The sequence below is a fragment of the Neptunomonas japonica JAMM 1380 genome (assembly GCF_016592555.1).
Taxonomy (GTDB): domain Bacteria; phylum Pseudomonadota; class Gammaproteobacteria; order Pseudomonadales; family Balneatricaceae; genus Neptunomonas; species Neptunomonas japonica_A.
In genome coordinates this window covers 2,138,192-2,161,835 of the sequence record NZ_AP014546.1, presented here as the reverse complement: position 1 = coordinate 2,161,835, position 23,644 = coordinate 2,138,192, and the positions used below count along the sequence as shown (strand labels likewise).

At 43.5% G+C, this 23,644-nt stretch carries 18 protein-coding genes; 10 read left to right on the top strand and 8 right to left on the bottom strand.

Annotated features, from left to right (window positions below):
• Positions 1-6 precede the first annotated feature (6 nt).
• The 5 genes from NEJAP_RS10085 to NEJAP_RS10065 all read right to left on the bottom strand — a co-directional run bounded on the left by NEJAP_RS10085 (position 7) and on the right by NEJAP_RS10065 (position 4,402).
• A complete protein-coding gene (locus NEJAP_RS10085) occupies positions 7-1,209 on the bottom strand; it encodes a multidrug effflux MFS transporter (RefSeq protein ID WP_201347126.1) in 1,203 nt (400 codons plus the stop codon).
• Between the two features lie 42 nt (positions 1,210-1,251).
• A complete protein-coding gene (gene hpaD, locus NEJAP_RS10080; protein ID WP_201347125.1) occupies positions 1,252-2,103 on the bottom strand; it encodes a 3,4-dihydroxyphenylacetate 2,3-dioxygenase in 852 nt (283 codons plus the stop codon).
• A 255-nt stretch (positions 2,104-2,358) separates the two neighbouring features.
• Positions 2,359-2,781, bottom strand: a complete 423-nt coding sequence (hpaR, locus tag NEJAP_RS10075; protein ID WP_201347124.1) for a homoprotocatechuate degradation operon regulator HpaR — start codon at positions 2,779-2,781, stop codon at positions 2,359-2,361.
• Between the two features lie 438 nt (positions 2,782-3,219).
• Positions 3,220-3,777: a hypothetical protein gene (locus NEJAP_RS10070; RefSeq protein WP_201347123.1), complete on the bottom strand. Its 558-nt coding sequence runs from the start codon at positions 3,775-3,777 to the stop codon at positions 3,220-3,222.
• A gap of 277 nt (positions 3,778-4,054) precedes the next feature.
• Entirely contained in the window at positions 4,055-4,402 is a 348-nt protein-coding gene (locus tag NEJAP_RS10065) for a DUF2750 domain-containing protein (RefSeq protein WP_201347122.1), read from the bottom strand.
• A 277-nt stretch (positions 4,403-4,679) separates the two neighbouring features.
• Here NEJAP_RS10065 and NEJAP_RS10060 point away from each other — a divergent pair, with 277 nt between their 5' ends.
• Entirely contained in the window at positions 4,680-5,075 is a 396-nt protein-coding gene (locus NEJAP_RS10060; RefSeq protein ID WP_201347121.1) for a DUF1761 domain-containing protein, read from the top strand.
• Positions 5,076-5,152: 77 nt separating this feature from the next.
• Here the strand turns inward: NEJAP_RS10060 and NEJAP_RS10055 are convergent, their stop codons facing one another.
• Complete coding sequence (locus NEJAP_RS10055) at positions 5,153-5,401, bottom strand: hypothetical protein (RefSeq protein WP_201347120.1); 249 nt, start codon at positions 5,399-5,401, stop codon at positions 5,153-5,155.
• 316 nt (positions 5,402-5,717) lie between these two features.
• Here NEJAP_RS10055 and NEJAP_RS10050 point away from each other — a divergent pair, with 316 nt between their 5' ends.
• Genes NEJAP_RS10050 through NEJAP_RS10040 form a run of 3 tightly spaced genes read left to right on the top strand, consistent with a single transcriptional unit; the run spans position 5,718 to position 9,417 of the window.
• Complete coding sequence (locus NEJAP_RS10050; RefSeq protein ID WP_201347119.1) at positions 5,718-7,286, top strand: inorganic phosphate transporter; 1,569 nt, start codon at positions 5,718-5,720, stop codon at positions 7,284-7,286.
• Positions 7,287-7,346: 60 nt separating this feature from the next.
• Positions 7,347-9,176: a Na/Pi cotransporter family protein gene (locus tag NEJAP_RS10045; RefSeq protein WP_236590888.1), complete on the top strand. Its 1,830-nt coding sequence runs from the start codon at positions 7,347-7,349 to the stop codon at positions 9,174-9,176.
• The gene (locus NEJAP_RS10040) at positions 9,166-9,417 is read left to right on the top strand and encodes a hypothetical protein (protein WP_201347118.1); all 252 of its coding nucleotides are present in this window, start codon (positions 9,166-9,168) and stop codon (positions 9,415-9,417) included. Before NEJAP_RS10045 ends, NEJAP_RS10040 begins: the two co-directional genes overlap by 11 nt.
• A 13-nt stretch (positions 9,418-9,430) precedes the next feature.
• Here NEJAP_RS10040 and NEJAP_RS10035 read toward each other — a convergent pair whose 3' ends face one another.
• Positions 9,431-10,765 carry a dihydroorotase gene (locus NEJAP_RS10035; protein ID WP_201347117.1) on the bottom strand — a complete coding sequence of 445 codons (1,335 nt, stop codon included), beginning with the start codon at positions 10,763-10,765 and terminating at the stop codon, positions 9,431-9,433.
• Between the two features lie 449 nt (positions 10,766-11,214).
• Here NEJAP_RS10035 and NEJAP_RS10030 point away from each other — a divergent pair, with 449 nt between their 5' ends.
• Positions 11,215-13,881: a UvrD-helicase domain-containing protein gene (locus NEJAP_RS10030; RefSeq protein WP_201347116.1), complete on the top strand. Its 2,667-nt coding sequence runs from the start codon at positions 11,215-11,217 to the stop codon at positions 13,879-13,881.
• A 71-nt stretch (positions 13,882-13,952) separates the two neighbouring features.
• Here NEJAP_RS10030 and rnr read toward each other — a convergent pair whose 3' ends face one another.
• On the bottom strand, positions 13,953-16,223 hold the full coding sequence (rnr, locus tag NEJAP_RS10025) for a ribonuclease R (protein WP_201347115.1): 2,271 nt from the start codon (positions 16,221-16,223) through the stop codon (positions 13,953-13,955).
• 467 nt (positions 16,224-16,690) lie between these two features.
• Between rnr and NEJAP_RS10020 the strand changes: the two genes are divergently transcribed.
• The 5 genes from NEJAP_RS10020 (at position 16,691) to NEJAP_RS10000 (ending at position 23,627) form a co-directional block, all read left to right on the top strand.
• Positions 16,691-17,632: an MBL fold metallo-hydrolase gene (locus NEJAP_RS10020; RefSeq protein WP_201347114.1), complete on the top strand. Its 942-nt coding sequence runs from the start codon at positions 16,691-16,693 to the stop codon at positions 17,630-17,632.
• Positions 17,633-17,946: 314 nt separating this feature from the next.
• A complete protein-coding gene (locus NEJAP_RS10015) occupies positions 17,947-20,322 on the top strand; it encodes a type I restriction-modification system subunit M (protein ID WP_201347113.1) in 2,376 nt (791 codons plus the stop codon).
• A 115-nt stretch (positions 20,323-20,437) separates the two neighbouring features.
• Positions 20,438-21,799, top strand: a complete 1,362-nt coding sequence (locus NEJAP_RS10010; protein WP_201347112.1) for a restriction endonuclease subunit S — start codon at positions 20,438-20,440, stop codon at positions 21,797-21,799.
• Complete coding sequence (locus NEJAP_RS10005; protein WP_201347111.1) at positions 21,796-22,743, top strand: DUF5655 domain-containing protein; 948 nt, start codon at positions 21,796-21,798, stop codon at positions 22,741-22,743. Before NEJAP_RS10010 ends, NEJAP_RS10005 begins: the two co-directional genes overlap by 4 nt.
• An 8-nt stretch (positions 22,744-22,751) precedes the next feature.
• The gene (locus NEJAP_RS10000; protein WP_201347110.1) at positions 22,752-23,627 is read left to right on the top strand and encodes a DUF4145 domain-containing protein; all 876 of its coding nucleotides are present in this window, start codon (positions 22,752-22,754) and stop codon (positions 23,625-23,627) included.
• Positions 23,628-23,644 lie beyond the last annotated feature (17 nt).

Genomic DNA, 23,644 nt, shown 5'->3' with positions numbered 1-23,644 from the left:
CATACGCTAGCAGGCAGTACAGGCCTTAACACCTCGGTAATAGCAGTAGGCTGCCAGTAGAACCATGCTCAATAGAACAAGAGGCAGTACAACCAGTCCCATCTTCATGAGTAGCGGTGTTAGCTGAGCCATGAGTGAGCCAATCAACAGTTGAAGAAAGCCGAGCATGCCGGTAGCAGTAGCTTTGGCTCCGCTGGTAGCGGATATGGCACTGGCTTGGGCATTCGGTTGACTTAAGCCTCTGCCAAAAGTGAACAGGGCCATCGGTAGGAATAAGCTCAAGTAGCTGGGTGAGTCTACTATGAACAGCCCCAGCATTAGCAGGCTGCCAGCACCCGAAATATAATTTCCCAGTTTTATCATTCGGTTGGTGCCGGCTTTTGCGGACACTTTTCCTGCCGTCAGGCTACCTAACCAGAAGCCACCAGCGACCAGTATAAACCAGTTTCCATAATCTACTGGGCTGCCTTGCATATGCTTAGCTACAACAAAGGGGGCGCTGGTAATAAAGATAAAAAAACCACACGCTATCATGGTGCAGGATAGGGCGTACCAGAGGTAACCGGGTGAAGACAAAACACAGTTGTAGCGTTTGAAGCTATCCAGGAAACCTTTGCTATTCTGGTCGATTTTATCTGACTCAGGCAGGTACAGCAGTGCTCCCAGCCATATGATTGACCCCAGAGCCATCGAAAGCCAGAACACGCTTTGCCAACCTGCAAGTAGGCTAAGATAACCCCCCATAGTGGGGGCTATTGCTTGTGCGCTAGCGATCCCCAAGGTGATATAACCGAGCATACCTGCGGCTTGATCTTTTCCGTGTTGGTCCAAAACAATACTGCGTGCCAGTAGCATACCCGTACAGCCTCCGGCGGCTTGCAATACGCGTGCTAGTAATAGTTGCCAGGCTTCAGCAGCCATAATACCGAGTAAACACCCCGCGATATGCAGGATAAACCCCCATAGCAGTACCGGCCTGCGGCCATAACGATCAGCCAAAGGGCCACTGATGAGCTGGCCAATAGCGAGTGTGAAAAGGTAAAGGGTAAAGCCTAGCTGGATAGTGAAAGTGCTGGTGTTAAATGTAACAGCCAGCTCCGGCATGACAGGAGCAAATATATTGAGTGCAACAGGGCTTGCGATCGCCATGCCAGCGAGTAATGAAACCGGTGTTGCAGCAGTCGCTGTATTCTTAACGATTGGTTTCATTACTTAAGTTTTCTTATGAGGCTCGCGCAAGGCCTCTTAATATTAAAGGCTGAAAACAACGTTTACTTGTCCTGTGCCTGAGCTCGGGAAGTATTCACCAATGATCTCACCCTTACCTTGATACTCATCCCAACCCAGTGCGCCAAATAGCATGGCTGTATCGTGCATACCGCCTTCACCAGAGCAAAGGTTTGCATAGTCAGGCAGCATCTTTAAGAAGGTAGCGGTATCACCTTGTTGCCAAAGATCTAAAACGCGAAGGTCTACCTGGCGGTTAAATTCTTTGGAGATAGTAAAGGTGCCGTTGTTTGCTTCGTAATCGTCATTAGCCCAAATCCGGTGCGATAATGAGCCTGAAGCCAGTACCATGACTTTACTATCACTGGCTTCAATCGCTTCACGAATGGCTTCGCCAAGGATACGTGATGACTCAAGACTATGGACGCTACACCAGCCAGAAATAGAGACGACTTTTAGATCAGCTTCCTCGTTCATATAATACATAGGCACTAAGGTGCCATATTCAAGTGTAAGCGAATCAACTTGATGGGAGAGGGTGTAAACGCCTTTATCTGTTGCTTTTTTTGCTATTAAATCGCCAAGTTCAGGGTTTCCTTGGTAGTCGTACTCCATGTTCTGAATAAAGTGAGGGAACTCGTGGCTGGTGTAATTGCCTTTAAAACGGCTATTAGAATTGATATGGTAACCGTTGTTCACAAGCCAGTGGGTGTCTATAACCACGATTGTATCGGCACCGGCTTCTCGGGCACGACGGGCAATCTCTTTATGCCCATCAATGGCTTGCTTGCGACAGCCTTCCAAGCGTCCGGGTTGCTCCGATAACAGCATCGTTGGCACGTGAGTTATTTTCGCTGCCAGTACAATTTCGCCCATTGTGTTACCTCACTTAGTATTGTTATCAGTATATGCCATCTGATGGTGTGCTTTACACCTAGTGGTTTTATGGATGACTAATATTATTAGTTAATATATTAAGTATATGGAGAGATTAGTTAACATATTATCTATTGTCAATAGGGAAGGTGAAAATCAAACGTGCTGATTGAATATGAAATGTAATATGGGCGAGGTGCTAAGGCGTTACTTTACAAACCCGGTGGATATACAGGTTTGTAAAAGTAAGCATTATTAGGGCTTGATTGAGGCGAGTTCTTGTAACAGCTTTGAAAGCTGCTCCAGTTTGTCTTCTCCAAAACGCTCAGCAAATAATTGATAGTGTGCGTCGACTTCTGGGCTAATTTGTTCGAACAGTTGTAAAGCCTGCTCTGTTAATTTTATAAGTGTACGGCGCTGGTCTTCCGCTGATTTGCGCCTCTCGATGAAACCTTGTTGCTCAAGCCGCTTAATGATACCGGTTAAACTTGGGCTAAGAATGCAACAAAGGTCAGCGAGTTGTTTTGATTCAAGCTCGTCGTTAGCCTTCAGTGCTCGAAGAACACGCCATTGCTGCTCGGTTAGGTTGTTTTTCTGTAATAGCGGACGGAAAAACTGCATGGATGCTTCGCGAGCTTTGAGCAATTGTAACGGGATAGAGTCTTCAAACTTACGCATTATTAGTCTTCTCAATTAAGAATAGCTAATTGTTACGGTTAAAGAGTTCTTCTGCAAGTGCTTCATGTGATTGCTGTAATCTTAAAAATTGGTTTTCTTGCGTTGGCGTTAGGTATGACGTTTTTTGGTAAATCAGTTCGGGGCACCAGCTAAAGATGAAAGTGCGTCTTAAAGTGTGTAACAGAGATAAATTGGATGGCAAATTATGATTTTTGATTTTTAAATAATAAAATCAATTACTTATCATTCTTTATTAAAGTGTTATGTATTTAAAATATATCACTTAATCGTTATCTCAAAGAGTTGTTACTAGGAAGCGGCTCAATTCTAGAAAAGAGAGTTAGCCATGATGATAAGGGGTATCAAGAGTGAGTAGTAACGTAAGCTCCCCGTCACTTCTAATAATTTAAATGACGGGGGAGCTTTAGAGTAGTCTTGTTATAAGTTGTAGTGCTGCTTGAATTTCATCATTAGCGCTTCAGGCTTATATTTTTTATTTTGTTTGTTAAGTACATAAACGACGGTTTGCTTGTCGGGACCTGTACCGATATCGGTATAACGGTATGGCGCTTCACCTACCATACGCATGGCTTTCATATCGTCTAAGCTATCGAAAACATATAAGCGGCCATCATCAGCACGAATTTCACCGTAAAATGGGTCAGCGGCTTGTAATGAGCCTTTAAACATCTCTTCTGCTGCTACGCCGCTGAGTTTTTTCTTATCAACGCCGCGTAGTCCATACACTAACGTCTGACCGTTTGGGCCACCGCCAATCAGTACTTTACGGTACGATGTTTCACCTACAGTTAGGAACTCTTGATAGACCTTAAAGTCATCAAAAACATAGTAACGGCCTTCATGAGACACTTCATAAAGGTCTTGGTTGTTCATATCTGGAATTGTAGCAACGTTATCTTTCACGCTAGTCGATTGGCAACCATACAAGCTTAGTAGTGCTGCGGCCGTTATTATTCCTGCTAACTGCTTTTTCATTTTTGCCTCACAAGCATTATTTCATCGTAATCACAGCACCTTAACGGCAGAATATGACAGAATCATGTCATAAAGATTGCAGTATATTGCTGAGTAATATGGCCTGTGTTGCTCGAGCAAGGGGGTAGTTGGGTAAGAAATGGTCAGATTAATACGGCGTGCCATTTGGTTAGCAGGCCAGGATGGTGTAACCCTGTAATCGCAGTAGGTTCACAGGGTGTTTCTGCTCGCTTTTATATATAGAAACTATACGAAAAATGCTGAATAGAGGGGCCGATCAATTTTTTGTTTTACGGATATCCAAATCCAAATCTTCTGGGTGTATGACAAAACCTAGCTGATCTTCTTGAGGAGCAATCACCACACTGAATTCATCTTCTACAAGGCCTGGTGTCCAGCGATGTTGCCACGTTTTTAACGTGATAGCTTGTGCTTCACACGTTTGCCATTCGCCATTGGCCCAGTTGCTGGCATCAGCTTCATTCGCCCAAACTGGAACGCAATCTTCATCGTCTGTGTTCAGCATAACGCAACCATGATCGTCGGTCAGAATCCAGATCTCCTGTTGACTGCAAATTTGTTGCAGAAATTTCTGATAATTTGCTTCGTTATCTTGCTCGCTCATAGGGCACCGTTATAAAAATCGTTACGCGTAAAGGCGTAAACTGTTATTAGGTGCGCATAGTGTCGGCTTGTACAGAGGGTGTCAATTACAAACAGATAATTTAGCGGTTGAATGGGTGATTTTCTGTCGGTGCAGGCTCTATTCAGAATTGGCGTCAAAGCATCCAGAGATTGACGATATAGCAGAACAAGAAATAGACAACACAGCATTATCTCCATGGAGTATAGTCTTTGTTGGTTTTATGCTTTTCAACGTATCTTTAGAGTAGGGGAGAAGTATGTTTGATATCAATCTGTTAGGAGTTATCGCTGCAACTGTTATAGGTATGCTGCTGGGGGCTTTATGGTATTCACCTATCGCATTTGGTGGGGCATGGATGAAGTGCATTGGTAAAACACCGGAAACATTAGGTAAGCAAACTGTTCCATTAGTTGGCAGTATTATTTCAAGCTTCCTGACTGCTGTTGGTGTTTCATTGTTGTTCTCTCTGCTTACTATTTCTGATATTTCAAGCGCTGTCAGTATTGGGGCTATTTTGGGATGCTTGGTTATATTTCCCGCATTACTATCAGACAACCTGTTTTGCGGTTGGGGAAATAAACTTCTTATTATCCAGTCGGGCTATAGGGTTGTAAGCGTGTTTCTTATGTCTTTGGTTATGTATCTTGTTTAATTCTTATAAAAGACTAAAAAAGAAGAGCAAGCCAGAACTAAACACAATGACCTGCAAGCAAGGAAATATTGAATATACTAGTGGTCTTTATTGTCTGAGTGAGTATCAAAACTAAAGCTTGGTACATTCGCTTTAGCGATAATAATTAATACAAAACCTGTGGTGAAAAAGAAAAAAGCAGATGCCATATAGCTGGCAGAAATAACATCTTCCATACCTAACTCTTGCGCCTTAATAACAAGCATGACAAGGCAGAGTACACAGAGTAATTCACTGATAATACCAGCAACCAGAGAGATTTTTTGTAGGACGCTTTTTTTCTTCATGAGGATGTTGCTGCCAAGTAGGGAGGAGTGAGCCTTGATCATACCACGGAAGTTGCTCAAGTAAGTTTAGTGCTGAATGGGGGTAGTGAAAATTGCTGCTAGCAATCCGATCATTGCTAATACGTTTTATGTTACATAATAATGACAAAAAAACGACACAAGTCATTGATAGAAATTCTGAATGCCGTTACCTTTCCGATTATGCCCAAAAAGCAACGTCAATATGAATATTCAACGTGTTTGAATCGATACGATTTGGGTCGATCAGGCACTATTGATTTGTCGTAATAGTAACTTTTAAACAGGTAATGGTTTTATGGATATTAACAATCTTCATGATTTAGAAGCCGCCTCTGGCCATGGGCGTAAAGAGCTTTTTCGAAGTGGGACGGCGTTGCTTTTTATTGTGGGCATCATGCTGTATACAAGCCGGGTAGGAATGGATAGTACAGACCATGTAATGCTCGTGGTTGCCGCTATGATTGGCGGATATATGGCAATGAATATTGGCGCCAATGATGTGGCGAACAATGTAGGGCCTGCTGTAGGCTCAAAAGCATTAACGATGACCGGTGCCATTTTAATAGCGATTATATTTGAAGCCAGTGGTGCTTTAATTGCTGGTGGTGATGTGGTGAGCACTATTAAGAAAGGGATAATTGATCCTTCTCTTATACCCAGCAGCCAAACATTTATCTGGTTAATGATGGCCGCATTGTTGGCCGGAGCTATTTGGTTGAACTTAGCAACCATTGCAGGAGCTCCTGTTTCAACTACCCACTCTATCGTCGGAGGTATATTGGGGGCTGGGATTGCTGCTGGTGGATGGGAGATTGCCAATTGGCCACAGTTGGGCAACATTGCGGCAAGCTGGGTTATATCCCCTGTTTTTGGCGGCATAATTGCAGCATCATTTCTCTTATTAATTAAGCGCACGATTACCTATCAAGACGATATGATTTCATCAGCTAAGCGCATGGTGCCATTGTTAGTTCTCTTTATGGCTTGGGCATTTAGTACTTACTTAATGATGAAAGGGTTTAAAAAGATCTGGAAGGTCGATCTAGTAACCGCTTTATTGATAGGTGCAGCGGTAGCTGCAATTGTTTATGTCATTGTGCGCCCAATAATTCACCGTGCTGCAGAGCAACTTAAGAATGATAAAGAGAGTATTAACAGCTTGTTTACGGTGCCATTAATCTTTGCAGCGGCGCTCCTTAGTTTTGCTCATGGTGGAAATGATGTTGCCAACGCAGTAGGCCCATTGGCGGCAATCAATGATGCTGTGTTGAGTGGTGGTCTTGCAACCAAAGCGTCTATTCCTCTGTGGGTTATGTTGATTGGTGCTGTGGGTATTGCTATCGGATTAGCGCTTTATGGGCCAAAACTCATTCGTACTGTGGGAAGTGAAATTACTGAGCTGGATAAGATGCGTGCTTTTTGCATTGCGATGGCAGCAGCTATTACGGTGATTATTGCCTCGCAACTTGGCTTACCTGTTAGTTCTACGCATATCGCTGTAGGCGGTGTTTTTGGTGTCGGTTTTTTACGGGAGTTTTTGAAAGCCAGCTATACTGAAATGACCATAGAAATTATGCACCACCATGAAAATGATAACCCTATAGAAGTAGAAGCCTATTTAGCAGAGTTTGGACAAGCATCTATTAAGACAAAAGGGGAGATGTTACAGCAGCTTAAGAAAAGCTCGAATAAAGAGCATTTATCCAAAAAAGAACGAAAAGAGCTGCGTAAAGTCTATAAAACTGAGCTGGTTAAGCGCTCAGCATTGCTAAAAATTGCCGCTGCTTGGGTCATTACGGTACCCGCCTCTGGTGTGATGGCGGCCATAATTTACTTTACTATCAGAGGTATGATGCTGCCGTAGTCAGCTTTATAAATGCGATAGAGGTAAATTGATACGCAGTAATTTACTTGATAGGTTTGTATGATTAAAAAAATATTTTTACCAACTATTTTTTTGTTATTAACTTATGGGTTTTGGATAAGTCCTGACTTTAAGGTCATTACTGCAGGTGTCGCTATTTTTCTATTTGGGATGTTGGCACTTGAGCAGGGCTTCAATGCTTTCGCCGGAGGCACTCTCGAAAGGACCTTACGTAAAAGCACCAACAAAATGTGGAAAAGCCTGACATTTGGCTTTACCGCAGCAACCGTGATGCAGTCCAGCTCATTGGTGTCAGTTATTACTATCTCTTTTCTCAGTGCAGGTCTTATTGGGCTGGTTGAGGGTATGGGTATTATCTTTGGTGCTAATGTGGGTAGCACCACCGGTGCTTGGCTGATTGCCGGCTTTGGTTTGAAGGTAAAAATTTCAGCTTATGCCATGCCTATGTTGGTATTTGGTGTCATTTTTATCTTCCAAAAATCAAAATTTATGAAAGGCTTTGGTTACATCTTAGCCGGGCTTGGTTTTCTTTTCCTCGGTATTCACTATATGAAAGAGGGCTTTGAGGCCTTCCAGAATCATATTAGCCTGACTGATTATGCCATGGAAGGTTTTGCTGGAGTGCTTGTCTTTACGCTAATAGGTATTGTTGCGACAATTATCATGCAGTCTAGTCATGCCACATTAGTGCTAGTGATTACTGCACTATCAGTTCATCAGGTAACTTACGGTAATGCTCTTGCTTTAGTCATTGGGGCGAATGTCGGCACTACCATTACTGCTGTTTTAGGATCGCTCACCTCTAATACTGACGGCAAACGACTCGCGTTGACAGATGTCCTCTTTAAGGTGACGGCAGGTGTTGTCTTTATGTTGGCGATGAGCCCGGTTATCGCGTTGGTCGATACGGTATCCGCTATGCTTGGTATAGCCGATGATGATCACACACTTAAACTAGCCCTATTTCACACCATTTTTAATGTGACCGGTGTTCTTCTTATGGTGCCATTTACTGGGAAATTAGTTTCTTTTCTTGTGCGTGTAATGCCAACTCAAGATGCTCAGGTCGAGAAAACGCTCTATCTATCTTCTGCATCAGCAGAGATCCCTGCCGCCGCTATAGAGGCGGTTAGAAAAGAGACGGTTCGTCTATATGACCTGTCGGTTGATACCATTATTCGGGGGTTAAGCTTGAGCAAAAACGTGCTCGTGCCGGACTGTGACATCGACGCTATTGTGAACCATTCTAGTAAAATAAATTTTCAGCAGGACATTGATGATGTGTATGAGAGGCGCATCAAGTCTATTTATGCAGACATCGTTGTGTTTGTCAGTCAGTCTCAGCGCTCAATGGGGACGGCAGGTTACTTGGAAAGGCTATTGCTGCTTAGGACAGTGGGTTTGGAGCTTGTTGAGACCATTAAAGGTATCAAGCATCTACAAAAAAACCTGAACGTGTATACGGTTTCTGAGAACTCAGATATTCGTCAGGAATATAACAACATGCGAATACAAATATGCCGCGTGTTGCAAGAACTGGAAATAATAAGAGCTGGTGAGGATGAATCAGCCACAATTTTGTCACTTGATCAGCTTAAAGTAGAGATCAATGAGAAAGATATTATTAAAACGGGCCGGCTGGATCGTCTGATCCGTGAGGATCGCATTAGCGCCCCTATGGCAATCTCTTTGATGAATGATAGCACCTATTATCAGGATATCTGTCGTAACCTTATACATATGGGAGGAATACTGTTTATCTCTTGTGATGAGAGTGATGAGGAAGCAGAAAATAGCATCGCTCTTGATGAGGCAGAAATTAAAGAAGTTGTAGATGAATATATCGAGGGAAAGTCTAATGAGCACTAATGATCTATTCAAAGCAATAAAAGATTTCGCCAATACTGAAAGGCGAGAACAAATCACAAGGTATGACTCCCTAAAGCGTCTTATGAAAAAACTTAAGACAAAACAAAATACGTTAAAAGAGAAAGTTAAGAATGAGGAAAATAAAAAACTCAAAAAAATACTAGAAGAGAAGCTAAGAGTAATTAAAGCCCAGCGTAAAAAAGGCTTAAAATTACTCAAAGAGCTTAAGAGTGAAATGTAAACAGACTTTACAGCTAGCGAGCAAATGCGAGTGGCATTGCTAAAGGTTTATCTGTAGCAGAATTATCGCTGCAAAACACTTGTCGACCATTCACCCAAGTCGATTTAATTTTTGAAGAAAACTCAATTCCAGAGAAAGGCGACCAAGCACAATGGTATAAGCTGTTCTCGTGCGTAACCGCTGTGAATGATTGGCTGTCAACAAGAACTAAATCTGCATAATAATCCTCACGAACAAACCCTCGTTCAGCGATAGCATATCGAAGTGCTGGATTATGTGCGGTTTTCTCGACGACCTGCGTTAAGCTGAGGCGACCATGCTTTACATGTTCTAATAAGCTTAATAGTGCGTGTTGTACAAGTGGCAGCCCAGCGGGGGCCCGCTCATAATCAACCATTTTTTCTGCCAAGGTATGTGGCGCATGGTCTGTTGCAACAATGTCAATTTGGTTGGTGTGTAGCGCATGAATTAATGCATCACGATCATTCTTGCTCTTTATCGATGGATTGCACTTAATTAGGTTTCCTAAAGACGCGTAGTCACGGTCATTAAACCATAAGTGGTGAACACAGGCTTCGGCGGTAATGTGCTTATTCTTAATCGGACCAGCCTCAAACAAACTCAGTTCTTTTTCTGTTGTGATGTGCAATACGTGCAATTGGCTTTGGTATTTCTTCGCCAAGTCCACGGCGTATGAAGAGGATGCATAACAAGCATGGACATCACGAAGTTTAGGGTGGTCTTCAATACTCAGCACGGCTTTTGAGTGAAGGAGTGCTTCTCTATTTTCACGGATTACAGGGCTACTTTCGCAATGAGTAACGATGAGTACTGGTGATTCGCGGAAAATAGCATCGAGTGCTTGAGGTGCTTCAACCAATAAATCACCGGTAGATGCCCCCATAAATACTTTAACGCCACAGTGTATTTTAGGATCGAGTCGTTTTATTTGCTCAATATTATCTTCGGTTGCCCCCAAATAAAACGCATAGTTAGCATGAGATCTTTCAGCGGCAATGGCATATTTTTTAGTGAGTGCTTCAATATTAGTCGTAGCTGGATTGACGTTTGGCATTTCCATATAACTAGTAATTCCTCCTGCTACAGCTGCGCGAGACTCACTCGCAATAGTGCCTTTATTGGTTAAACCAGGCTCGCGGAAATGGACTTGGTCATCAATCATGCCGGGAAGCAGGTAACAGCCGTTGGCTTCAATGATACGGTCGGTTTGTCGTGCGGGTATATCGGTGGCTATCTTTTCAATTTTATCACCCACTATAAGCAAATCAGTTTCTGTGATCTGGCCTTCGTTCACGACGAGGGCATTTTTTATAAGTGTTGCTGACATGGCTAAATGCAATCTCCGGCTGCAGAATATGTTACTTATTTTCTGGATGAAAACTAATCAGTTAAATTGGGTAATGTCCTTGCTTAGTGCTTTTGTTTCTTCGCAGGCACGCAGAGCATCATTAACGGCGCTATAAACGTTTAGCGGTGTAATTGTGAATATGCCTTACTGCGCCAAGAAATCCTGGGAGCACTTTGACAGCTAGTTTCGTCATGAGAAAGGGCTCGATAAAATCATAATTAATATATGTTATAACATAACATTTATAAGCGTAAAGTCTGAATTTCTCTTGAGTCACTTAATCAGCATGCTCGATTTACATTTTCTAAAAATAAACGGAAAATACGCCAAAGAGTCTCTCGCTATTTGTTAATAGAAAATATGGTTATTGTTGCGGTAAGTATTGCCTTGTTAATACACGTTATGGGCGTTGATCAGTGTTAAAAAAAATGTCTTATAAGCCCCATTTTTTAGGAAGGTATTTTGGTAATCGATTTGAAGAAGTACATTTAGACGATTCAGGTCTTGTGCTGGTTAGCATTGATCAAAAGCCTACAGAATTGGCTTGGAAGGGTGTTAGTCGTCTTGCAAAACACACCCCAGGCATTATTTTTGATAAAGTTGTCTTTGAGTCGGCAGGAAAGACTGTCTCAATTGGATGGCTTTATAAAAGTAGCGCATCATCTTTTACGAGCTTATTTACAGAAAAATATTACAGCCATCACTGTGTATCTGCTGAAAAAGCGCTCGTCAAAATATCGGCTTATCTACAAAAAAAAGGTTATCTAAGAAGTAGCCACTGTAAGGCTATTAGTGACTTCATCAGCAAGGCATTAGTAACGATACCCTTGCCTTCTGATGATATAAACCTATCCATTGCTACCAAAGATACATTCTCCAAACTTAAATGTTTGGCCGAGTTCGATGCATCAACGATTGGCGGAATACGCACGCGATATATTTCTGAACAAAAACAATGTTATCAAAGACTTTTTGACTCTATTGAATCTAATCCATTAACAGAAAAGCAGCGCGAAGCCTGTATTATCGATGATGATAATAACCTTGTTTTAGCCGGTGCTGGGACAGGTAAAACCAGCACTATGATCGGCAGAGTGGCCTACTTATTAGAAAGCAAGCAGGCCGTTGGGCAAGAAATATTAATGCTCGCTTTTGGTAAAAAAGCTGCTCTAGAGATGCGTGACCGAGTCACTGAAAAACTGGGAAATACCTCCGTAAGTGCATGGACATTTCATGTATTAGGCCAAATGGTTATCTCTAGTGTGGAAGGTGAAAAACCGTCTATTTCGCCATTGGCGAGTGATGAAAAGCTTCTGAATAACCACGTAGACCAATGGTTTTCAGACTTGCTTGAGATCCAGTCCTACAAAGAAGCCACCTTGAAGTATTTTGAAAAGCACCTTTTTCCAGAAGCTAACCCTTTTGATTTTAAAACGCAGGGAGAGTACTTCGAATATATCCGCACGAATGAAATAAGAACACTAAAAGGCGAAGCCGTTAAGAGCTTTGAAGAGTGCCTTATTGCGAACTGGTTGTTCGCTATGGGAATTGAGTATAAATACGAGCTATCGTACCTTGAAAGCAATACCAGAACGCCTGATTACAAGCAGTACCAGCCTGATTTTTATCTTACCGAGTTCGGTATCTATATTGAGCACTTTGGTGTAGATAGAGAGGGAAACACAGCACCCTATATCGATGCAGCGCGCTATAACGTGGGCATTCAGTGGAAACGACAGCTGCATAGTAAACACACGACACAACTCGTTGAAACATACCACTACGAACAACGTGAAGGTTGCTTGTTATCCAATCTGGAATCAAAATTAGTGAGTCTAGGGGTTTTGTTTGAGCCTTTGCCGGCGGATTCGGTTTTACATACATTGCGTGAATTTGGCGCTATTAGTAAGTTTTCCCTGCTGTTATCGAGTCTTTTAAGGCGTTATCGCGCTAATTGTTATATACCCGGTGAGTTAGAGCGCTTAGCGGATCACGTAGAAAGCACGGGCCAGCTAAAAGCGGCAATGGATTTGCTTAGGCCCATTATTGAGCGTTACGAAGCTTTATTGAAATCGAATAAGGAAATTGATTTTGAGGATATGATCGCAAAGGCCATTGGATATATTGAAGATGGGTCGTTTACCTCGCCATGGTCTTATATTCTGGTTGATGAGTTCCAGGATATTTCCAAACCCCGCGCGCGATTGATCAAGGCATTAAGAGACTCTAAAAAGAATACATCCGTGTTTTGTGTAGGTGATGATTGGCAGGCAATTTATCGTTTCACGGGCAGTGATGTCAGCCTCACCACAGGCTTTGAGTCATTGTTTGGCCCTGCACAAATAACATCGCTCGATAAAACCTTCCGGTTTAACAACAGCATTAATGATGTGGCTTCACAATTTGTGATGCGAAATACATCTCAAGTTAAGAAGCAGATTACAACACATAGCGTTGTGCAAGAGCCTGCTGTTTCACTGGTTATGAAATCGCTCTCAGATAACGACATATTCAAAGCCACGTTAGAAATACTCAAGAAGATTGCAGGCATAGCAAAGCAGGGCGCTTGTGTTTACCTGCTGGCAAGATACCACTTCAGGTTGTTAGAACCCAAACAACTGGCACAGCTAACACGTTCAGTGCCAACGCTTGATATTGAACAGCATTCCTTCCATGCATCCAAGGGTAAAGAAGCTGATTACGTTGTCATCTTGGGGTTAGATAACACTAAGAATGGATTTCCTTCGAGAAAGCTGACCGATCCGCTTTTAGAGGTTTTATTGCCAGCTGCAGAGCCTTTTCCTGATGCTGAAGAAAGGCGATTGTTTTATGTAGCCATGACGCGTGCCAAGCATCGATGCTATCTACTAACAGACATGAACAAAACATCGGATTTTGTAAAAGAGTTGTTAACCGATAATTACGCTATTGAACTTAATGAATTCAATAGTGAAGAGTCCCAACTAACAGCGCCAGAGCATGAATGCCCATCTTGCAAAACAGGAACACTCGTACAAAGGAAAGGGCCGTACGGGGCTTTCTTTGGCTGCACGAACTATCCACTGTGTAGCCATAAAGAAAAGGCGATTAGCTAAACTAACCGCCCACTCTTATCCGGTCACATAAGATTTGCTGAGCTGAAGCAGTGCTTAGCTCAGCAGGGTATCTAGGCCAGTTCGAATTCAATTTTGCGTTGATCCATATCGACCCGCACAACACGAATAGTAATAGTATCACCGATACCAAAACTGGTTCGGGTTCGTTCACCGACTAAACGTTGTTGTGCCGCATCAAATTGGTAATAATCATTGTTTAGAGCAGTGACATGTACTAAACCTTCAATCAGTGTGTCGTCAAGCTCAATAAACAAGCCGAAGTTAGTGACACTGCTTATTACGCCGCTGAAAGTATCACCCACATGATCCTGCATATATTCGCATTTAAGCCAAGCTTCTACATCCCAGCCTGCTTTGTCGGCTCGGCGGGATACACGCGAGCAATGATCCGCCATTGTCTTCATTTTATCCAGATCGTACGGGTAGCTCTTGCCTTCCTCAAGAGGAGTAGCATTTTTAATCCTGTGTACCGGATCAGAGCCCATGCCGGTAAACTTTTTAAGTACTCGGTGTAGTTTACTGCCACTCTCACTACGACGGATGACCGAACGGATTGCACGGTGAACTAACAAGTCAGGGTAGCGGCGAATCGGTGAGGTAAAGTGAGCATAAGCAGAATAAGCAAGGCCAAAGTGCCCTTGGTTATCGGCGCTATACTCCGCTTGGCTAAGTGAGCGAAGCATCATCATGCGGATAATCTGAGCATCATTACGCTCGTTAATGCTGCGTAGTAGAAGGTCATAATGCGCGGGTGTCGGCTTATCGCCACCCGCCAGATTAAGGCCTCTCTCACTGAGAAATTCACGCAAATTTGTGAGCTTCTTTTCACCAGGACCTTCATGCACACGATAGAGTGCTGGCAAGTTTAACTTTTCTAAAAATTGAGCGGTAGCCACGTTAGCACAGAGCATAAACTCTTCGATCATCTTATGCGCATCATTACGGATAACCGGCACTATCTGATCAATTTTTCTGCCTTTTGTGAATTTGAACTGCACTTCTTGTTTTTCAAAATCAATCGATCCGCGCTTGGTGCGGGCCGTTCTTAACGCCGCATACAATTGGTGCAGGGCATGGATATGTGGCACGACAGCATGATGATTCTTAGCAACCTGCTTACCCAATCCCTTTTCAGGAGAGGCTAATAAAGCGCCAACTTGGTTATAGGTCAGGCGGGCATGTGAGTTGATAAACCCTTCAGAAAATTTATAGGCGGATATTTTTCCTGCACGACTAATCGCCATTTCACAGACCATGACCAGTCGATCCACATGGGGGTTGAGCGAACACAAACCATTAGACAGTACTTCTGGCAGCATTGGTACCACGTGACCTGGGAAGTAGACCGAAGTGCCACGTTCTTCTGCTTCCTGATCCAGTGCGCTACCGGGTACAACGTAATGCGAAACATCGGCGATAGCGACATATAAACGCCAGCCACCGGATTTTCTTTTTTCACAGTAGACAGCGTCGTCAAAATCCCGAGCATCTTCACCGTCAATAGTGACAAAAGGTAAGTGTCTTAGGTCAGACCGATGAAGCTTATCGGCGTCTTTAACCTCATCAGGCATCGCCGCGGCTTCATCTAATACCGTTTTCGGCCACTTATGAGGAATATCATGGCTACGAATAGCTACATCAATTTCCATACCAGGTGCCATTGAATCTCCAAGGATTTCAACAACTTTCCCTTCAGCGTTAAAGCGATTACACGGATATTCAGTGATCTCTACATTGACGTATTGGCCTGCTTTGGCACCGTTTAGCTGATCAGCTGCAATATCGATCTCATTACGAATGCGGCTGTTTTCAGGCTGTAGAAAATAATCACCTTCTTCGTGGATCAAACGACCAACGACATGTGAGGTATTCTTCTCAATAATGCCAACAATCTGGCCTTGCTGGCGGCCACGCTGATTAACTCCGCTCATAACGATGCGAACCTTGTCACCGTTAAACACTTTAAGCATCTGGCTATCATGCAAGAAAATATCGTTACCCGCACCTTCCTGTGCCAGAAATCCAAAACCGTCGGGATGGCCGATAACTAACCCTTCAATAAAGTCGTCTTCGCGTAGTAAGCTGTAACCCTTTTTACGGTCAAAAGTTAATTGTCCGTCACGCTCCATCGCTCGAAGGCGCCGTCTTAGTGCTTCTTTATCATCACTGCTGACAAGCTGTAATAGTTGGCCGAGTTGATCTCGATCCAAGGTTTTTCCTGGTTCATCGAGTAGCCCCATAATGTATTCTCGGCTAGGGATGGGACTACTGTATTTTTCATAATCGGCGGCATTAATAGCCTTTTGTGAATCTTTGCTCATATATCTCTCAAATAAAGACAGCCTTGTATTCTTTCGTACAGTGACTCGACCTTTAATCTAGATAGAGCGCAGTAATAACGGGGCAATACACCGGCGGTTATCACTCACTTAGTGAGTGAAAAAATTGGTTAGTATTCAGAAGGGGGGCTACCAAAGGTAGTAGCAAATCACTGTAAGAATACGGTTTTGATCATTAATGACCAGGTTAGCGAAAAAAGAGACAGGAATTTAAAACGGTGAAACGAGGATACTAACGAGTAATACAACGATAACAAGGGGTTAAAATACGCTTTTTCTAAGCTACCCATCACTATATAGAGTTACTTGGAGCTTGTCACGAAGGAGAGCATACGCTTTGTTATTGCTATGCTCATTTACGTGGTCTCTGCTCATGCTGCTGGAATATTAGTTTGCGCTCATGTAATACTCTCTCGTAGTTTTTACAAACTGACCTATAAGGAGTTCCTATGAGAAAAAGCCAGTACTTTATGTTGAAAGGCGCGTACATATTAGTGGCCTCTATATTAAGTTTGTATGTATCCATGGCAAGGGCTAGTAGCTTAGACGTTGAGTTAATAGCACCCAACATCTACTCGATTATTGGCCCGCTAGAACAACGCTCCGAACAAAATCTAGCTAATAATGCGACGTTTGGTTTTATCGTTTCAGACGAGGGAGTAATCTTGATTGATAGTGGCGGAACCCTTGAGGGCGCTAAAGCATTAGAGAGAGTAATTCACACAATAACGCCCAAGCCTATCACTCATATCATCAATACCGGTGGACAAGATCACCGCTGGTTTGGTAACCGCTATTTTACAGATAAAGGTGCTGTGACTATCACCTCTACAATGACTCAAGCAGATCAGCAACAGCGTGGATCATTGCAGGCCAACAACACAGCAAGGCTAACGGGCCAAAACTGGCTAGGCACAGAACCTCAAGCCGCTCAAAAAGCGCTCTCGGATAGCACAACATTAGAAATCTCAGGCATCACGCTGCAAATAATCCCAGTAGGGCCTGCCCATACAGGAGGGGAAACCCTCGTTTGGCTGCCCAAGCAAAAAGTACTTTTTAGTGGTGATGTTGTTTATGTGGAGCGCATGCTGGGCATTGGCTCGCAATCTCATCATTATGAATGGATTAAAGCGTTTGAAAAAATTGCAGCATTGCAGCCAGAGGTGATAGTGCCGGGGCATGGCCATCCAACTACGTTAGCCATAGCGACTCAAGATACCTATAACTACCTTACGTTCCTGCGAAGCGAAGTGGGCAAACTGCTGCAAGAAGATGAAGACATTAGTTCAGCCAGCGCCATCGACCAATCCCAATTCAGCTACTTAAAAGTGTATGAAGAGATAAAAAACCGAAACGCACAGCATGTATTCGAAGAGATGGAGTGGGAATAATGCAGTTTTGGTTACGACTAATAAGATCGTTAATCTTTCGTGGAAAATAGTACGGAGTAGTGATGAAATTAAAGGGGAAAATAGGTCTAATAATCACTGTAGCGATAATTTTTGTAGTCTTGGATGCAACAGTGATTGCCTATATGTATTTTCAGAAATAATCATCGATTTGAATCCCACATATTGTCCTTTCTCAACCCTATCATCTACTCCGAGTGTAAGAGCTGTAGTACACTGATTTTCAAACAAAATTGAAGCAGGGGACGCTTCATCTGGTTACTCCCCTGCGTATCAGCATTAAGGCATACGCATCAATGGACAACTTCTCTCAAACGGCTGCATTTATCTGGTCGGTAGCTGATCTTCTTCGCGGTGATTTTAAGCAAAGCCAGTATGGCCGAGTGATCCTGCCTTTTACGTTGTTGCGCCGTCTTGAGTGCGTATTAGAAGCAGACAAGCAAGCCGTTCTGGATGCCAACGACAAGATTAAAGCAATGAACTTGCCTGAAGAGGCAGCAGAGAAGTTAGTGTTACGCGCAACCGAGCAAAACTTTTACAACACCTCGCTTATGTCGCTTTCTACGCTGGGTGAATCGGGTATTAAAGATAATCTCGAAAATTACGTCCAGTGTTTCTCTAACGATGCTCGTGAGATTTTTGAGCACTTTAAGTTTGACGAGTTTGTTGGGTTATTAAGCGATGCCAACTTGCTTTATAAAGTGGTTCAGAAATTTGCCAATACAGACCTCAGCCCTGAAGCGATCTCAAATCATGAGATGGGGCTGGTGTTTGAAGAACTGATCCGCCGCTTTGCTGAAAGCTCCAACGAAACAGCCGGAGAACACTTTACCCCACGCGATATCGTACGTTTAACCACCTCGCTGGTCTTTATGGAAGATGATGACGCTCTCACCAAAGATGGCATCATTCGCACTATTTACGACCCAACGGCAGGAACAGGCGGGTTTCTCTCCAGTGGTATGGAGTACGTGCACGAGCTAAACCCCAATGCCGTGATGCGTGCATTTGGTCAGGAGTTAAACCCCGAATCTTACGCCATTTGTAAAGCCGATATGCTGATCAAGGGGCAGGATGTATCGCGCATTAAGCTGGGTAATACACTCTCTAATGATCAGCTCTACGCCGATAAGTTCGACTATATGCTCTCTAACCCCCCGTTTGGTGTGGATTGGAAAAAAGTAGAGCAAGAGATTAAAGATGAAAACACCCTCAAGGGGTACGATGGCCGCTTTGGCCCAGGTTTACCGCGTGTATCGGATGGCTCGTTACTGTTTTTGATGCATCTGATGAGCAAGCTACGTGACACTTCAATTAGTACGTCTTTCAATGCCGAAGGCGTTCAGGAAGGCGGTGGCCGCATCGGCATTATCCTCAATGGCTCACCACTGTTTACCGGAGGCGCAGGCAGCGGCGAGAGCGAGATCCGCCGCTATATTCTGGAAGCCGACCTACTCGAAGCGATCGTCGCGCTGCCTAATGACATGTTCTACAACACCGGCATTGCCACCTATGTATGGATTCTGTCCAACAAGAAAACCGCCGAGCGTAAGGGTAAAGTACAGCTGATTAACGGCGCTGACTTGTGCGGTAAAATGCGCAAGTCGCTGGGCTCTAAGCGTAATCTTATGTCGGAAGAGGATATCGCCACCATTACCCGCTGTTTTGGTCAGTTTGAAGCGGTGGACACCCTCACGCTGGATAAACCGGCGGATGCCAAAAGCAGCCGTGGACGCCAAGCAGCGGAGCCAAAAGCGGTTGCTACTAAAACCTTTGCCAGCAAGATTTTTGACACCACCGATTTTGGCTATCGACGTATCACCATCGAGCGCCCGTTACGCCTGTCGATTCAGCTAAATAATGAACGCCTAGACGAACTACGCTTCGCACCCAAACCGTTTAATGCCGTGATGAAATGGGCTTATGAGCAATATGGCCAGCAGTGGAGCCACGATAACAAGAATGAGAACTACGGTGATCTGAGCAACGTCGCCACTGAAGTACGCGCTTACATCAAAGCCAACGTTAGCGAGCTAAAAGAGAAACAGATTAAAGACCTGCTCGACAGCAAGCTCTGGATTACCCAGCGCAATCTGCGCCATAAAGCCTACGTGTTACAGGGCGGGCTAGCAGCATTAATGGGCGGCAACAGCATTATTGATAACCCTTGCGATGACTTTAATCTGTTTGAAGTAGAGCTAAAACTCGCCATTAAACAAACAGACGTGGCGCTGGATACCAAAGAGAAAAAGCAGCTCTTAGATGCCATTAGCTGGAAAAACTCAGCAGCAGAACGCGTAATCCGCCGCACCTCCACAACAAAAGGTGAATCGCAATACGGCATCTATCCGCTCAACGGCAAGTATGTAGAATACAAAGCCGATGGCGACCTACGCGACAACGAAAACGTACCGCTAGACCCAACACGGCCTACAACAGAAAGCATCGAAGCGTACTTTCACAAAGAAGTCGCACCCCACGTACCCGATGCGTGGATAGATGCCAACAAACGCGATGCGCAAGATGACGAGATCGGTATTGTCGGTTACGAGATCCCGTTTAACCGCCATTTTTACGTATACCAACCACCGCGTGACCTAGCAGAAATTGATGCAGATTTGGATAAGGTTAGCGCGGAGATAATGGGCTTGTTACGGGAGGTTCACTCATGACAGCCTTTTTCCGCGATCAGTGCGTTTCGGTTGTGCTCGCTCAGTCACATAGCCCGCTATGCCGCAGACACGCCGTTTGCTTACAAAAAAATCCTCGCCATGAGGGGGAGGGTTTATGAGCAAATATCAAGCTTATTCTGAATATAAAGATTCGGGAGAGGAGTGGTTGGGAATGGTTCCTAAAAATTGGGATGTAATACAGATAAAGCACCTGAGTACAGTTCGCCGAGGGGCGTCACCTCGACCAATCGATGATACTAAGTATTTTGATGATTCCGGCGAATATGCATGGACTAGAATTGCTGATGTTACAGCTTCTGATGTTTATCTAACAAAAGCACCTCAACGATTATCAGCGCTCGGCAGCTCCTTAAGTGTAAAGCTAGAGCCGGGATCACTTTTTCTTAGTATCGCAGGGAGTGTAGGTAAACCATGTATTACGCGCATAAAGGCATGTATTCACGATGGTTTTGTGTATTTTCCTGAATTGAAAATCCCAAGCAAATTTTTATTTTATGTGTTTGCTGGTGAACAAGCATACAAAGGCTTGGGGAAGTTTGGCACGCAATTGAATCTTAATACCGACACAGTAGGCGGAATAAAAATCGGATGTACGGAAAATAGGCAGTTGCAGCAAATCGTCAACTTCCTCGACCACGAAACCGCTAAAATCGATACCCTAATCGAAAAGCAGCAACAATTGATCAAACTACTCAAAGAAAAGCGTCAGGCAGTCATCAGCCATGCCGTCACCAAAGGACTAAACCCCGATGCACCGATAAAAGATTCGGGTGTTGAGTGGCTGGGAGAAGTTCCTGAGCATTGGGTGGTTGCTCAATTGAAGTTTAATACCCTAGAAATGCAAACGGGGCCTTTTGGAAGTCAGCTACACGCTGAAGATTACGTGGTAGATGGCATTCCTCTGATAAATCCAGCACATATGATTGACGGCAAAATTATCCCTGATCAAAGGGTGACTGTTGATAATGAAACTCATGAAAGACTAAAACGACATAAGTTATCACAAGGTGAAATTATATTTGCCAGAAGGGGTGAGCTAGGGCGATGCGCTATTGTAACCAAAAATGAAGAAGACTGGCTTTGCGGCACTGGTAGTTTAAAAGCAAAACTCAATGCTCGATTAATTCCAAAATACTCCTATCTATTAATTACATCCGACGGCGTTATATCGGAGCTGTCTCTTGAGTCTAAAGGTTCAACCATGGATAACCTTAATACTGAAACATTAGGGCGAGTCCGACTTCCTGTGCCGCCAGTCACAGAACAAAATGCAATTTTAAAATATGTAGCGACAGTGTCAGGTAAATATAAGTCATTAATTAGCAATGCTGAGGCCGCAATTGGATTAATGAAAGAGCGCCGCACAGCTCTAATCTCCGCCGCTGTCACAGGTAAAATAGACGTTCGAGGATTCCAAATAGAATCATCAAACACCAGCATGGAAGCTACGGCATGAGCGATATCAAACTCTTTTCAATTGGCGCAGGCGAGATCAGCGAACTAGCAGGCAGCAGCGCATTGCTTGAAAAAGACCTGCAAAACCTTATCGAGAGCCAGCTAGAAACTTTTCTGGGTGTGCGTTTTCTTGCCAGCGAATACAGCACGGGTAAAACTCATAAGGGGCGTATCGATTCTTTGGGTTTAGATGAGAATAACTGCCCCGTGATTATCGAGTACAAACGCAACAGCAACGAGAACGTAATCAACCAAGGGTTGTTTTATCTCGACTGGCTGCACGATCATCAAGCGGAGTTCCAGCTGTTAGTGATGAAAAAGCTGGATAAGGAGGTAACCGAATCGATTGAATGGAGCGGTACACGATTGATCTGTATCGCTGCTGATTTTAACCGTTATGACGAACACGCCGTACAACAGATCAACCGCAATATAGAACTGATGCGTTATAAGTACTTTGGCGATGATTTGCTGTTATTGGAACTGGTAAATGCGCAGTCAGTCTCAAATATTTCTACTTCAAAAGAAAAACAAGAAATCATTGCAACAAATAGCCAGCTCACGGGAAAAGCCTCCACTCGAACCGATACACATCAAGATCGGTTCAATCAAGCATCTCCTCAATTGATAGGTCTATACAACGAAATTTGTGATTACGCACTGAGCCTGGGAGATGAAGTTCAACGCAAAGAACTAAAATTCTATACTGCTTTCAAGAGGATTAAGAACTTTGTTAGCGTACAGGTTTGGGCTCCCGTTCGAGATCCGTCTTTAAGACTTTACCTGAAACTAGATCCTGACTCAGTAGAGTTGAAAGCTGGGTTTATTAGTGATGTACGGGATAAAGGGCACTGGGGAACGGGAGATTTAGAAATCATTATCAAAAGTGTGGTTGATTTTGAAACAGCTAAACTATTGATTAAAAAAAGTTATCTATCGAGTTAGTTAAAAATATGAATACTGATATATGGACATCAATCAGCAGTTTTATTGACGCAACTAAATACCCAAGCCTACCATGCCCTTATTGCAAAAGCGGAGAGGTTGCGCTTGATCTAGCATCGCTTGAAACTAGACCTTTACCCGACAAGTATAAAGAAATGGCGAGTCGACACTACGAAGATCAAAAAAAGGTACAGGCAGATCGCATTGCAATAAAAGGAGTGTCAGTTATAGCTGCTTTTGATGAGCATCCCCTGTTGGGAATTATTTTTGGTGCTTGTGCTATTAGTGAAGAGTTAAAAGAGGACATTAGAACAGTCGGCCAATGTATTAGTTTCTTTGAGTGCAAGCAATGCAAAGGAGGGATTTCTGGTATAGGTTTAGCAAAAATTCACCAGCGTAAAGCTGTCAATGAAGAGCAGAAACCTACCCAGGTTAAGTTTGAATATTTTACTCCAACGATCCCGATGATGGATGTATCTCCAAATGTACCAAGTAATATTAAAAGCGAACTTTTTGACTCGTTTAAGCACTTTCATTTTGATCCACCTTCTGCGGCTTCCAAATTAAGACGAGCAATCGAAGGGTTTTGTAAGGTAGAAGGGGCTGAGGGGAGTAATTTACAACGCCAAATTAACTCTCTTAAATCGATCAGCTCCGAAGAAGTTGAATATCTCGGAGCGTTAAAGCTTGTTGGAAATGAGGGTACTCATTCCGATGGTGTTGATGAGCAGGATCTGTTGCAAGCCTATACAGTGTTCGAATATGTATTGGAACTTTACGATAGAAGGGCTAGGTATCAAGCAACACTGCCAGACTTTAAGCAAATAACTTCGAAATTTAATAAAACGAAACCACAGCTTGAAAACAATAATTTAAAACTGTAGCGAAGGAATGCATAAAC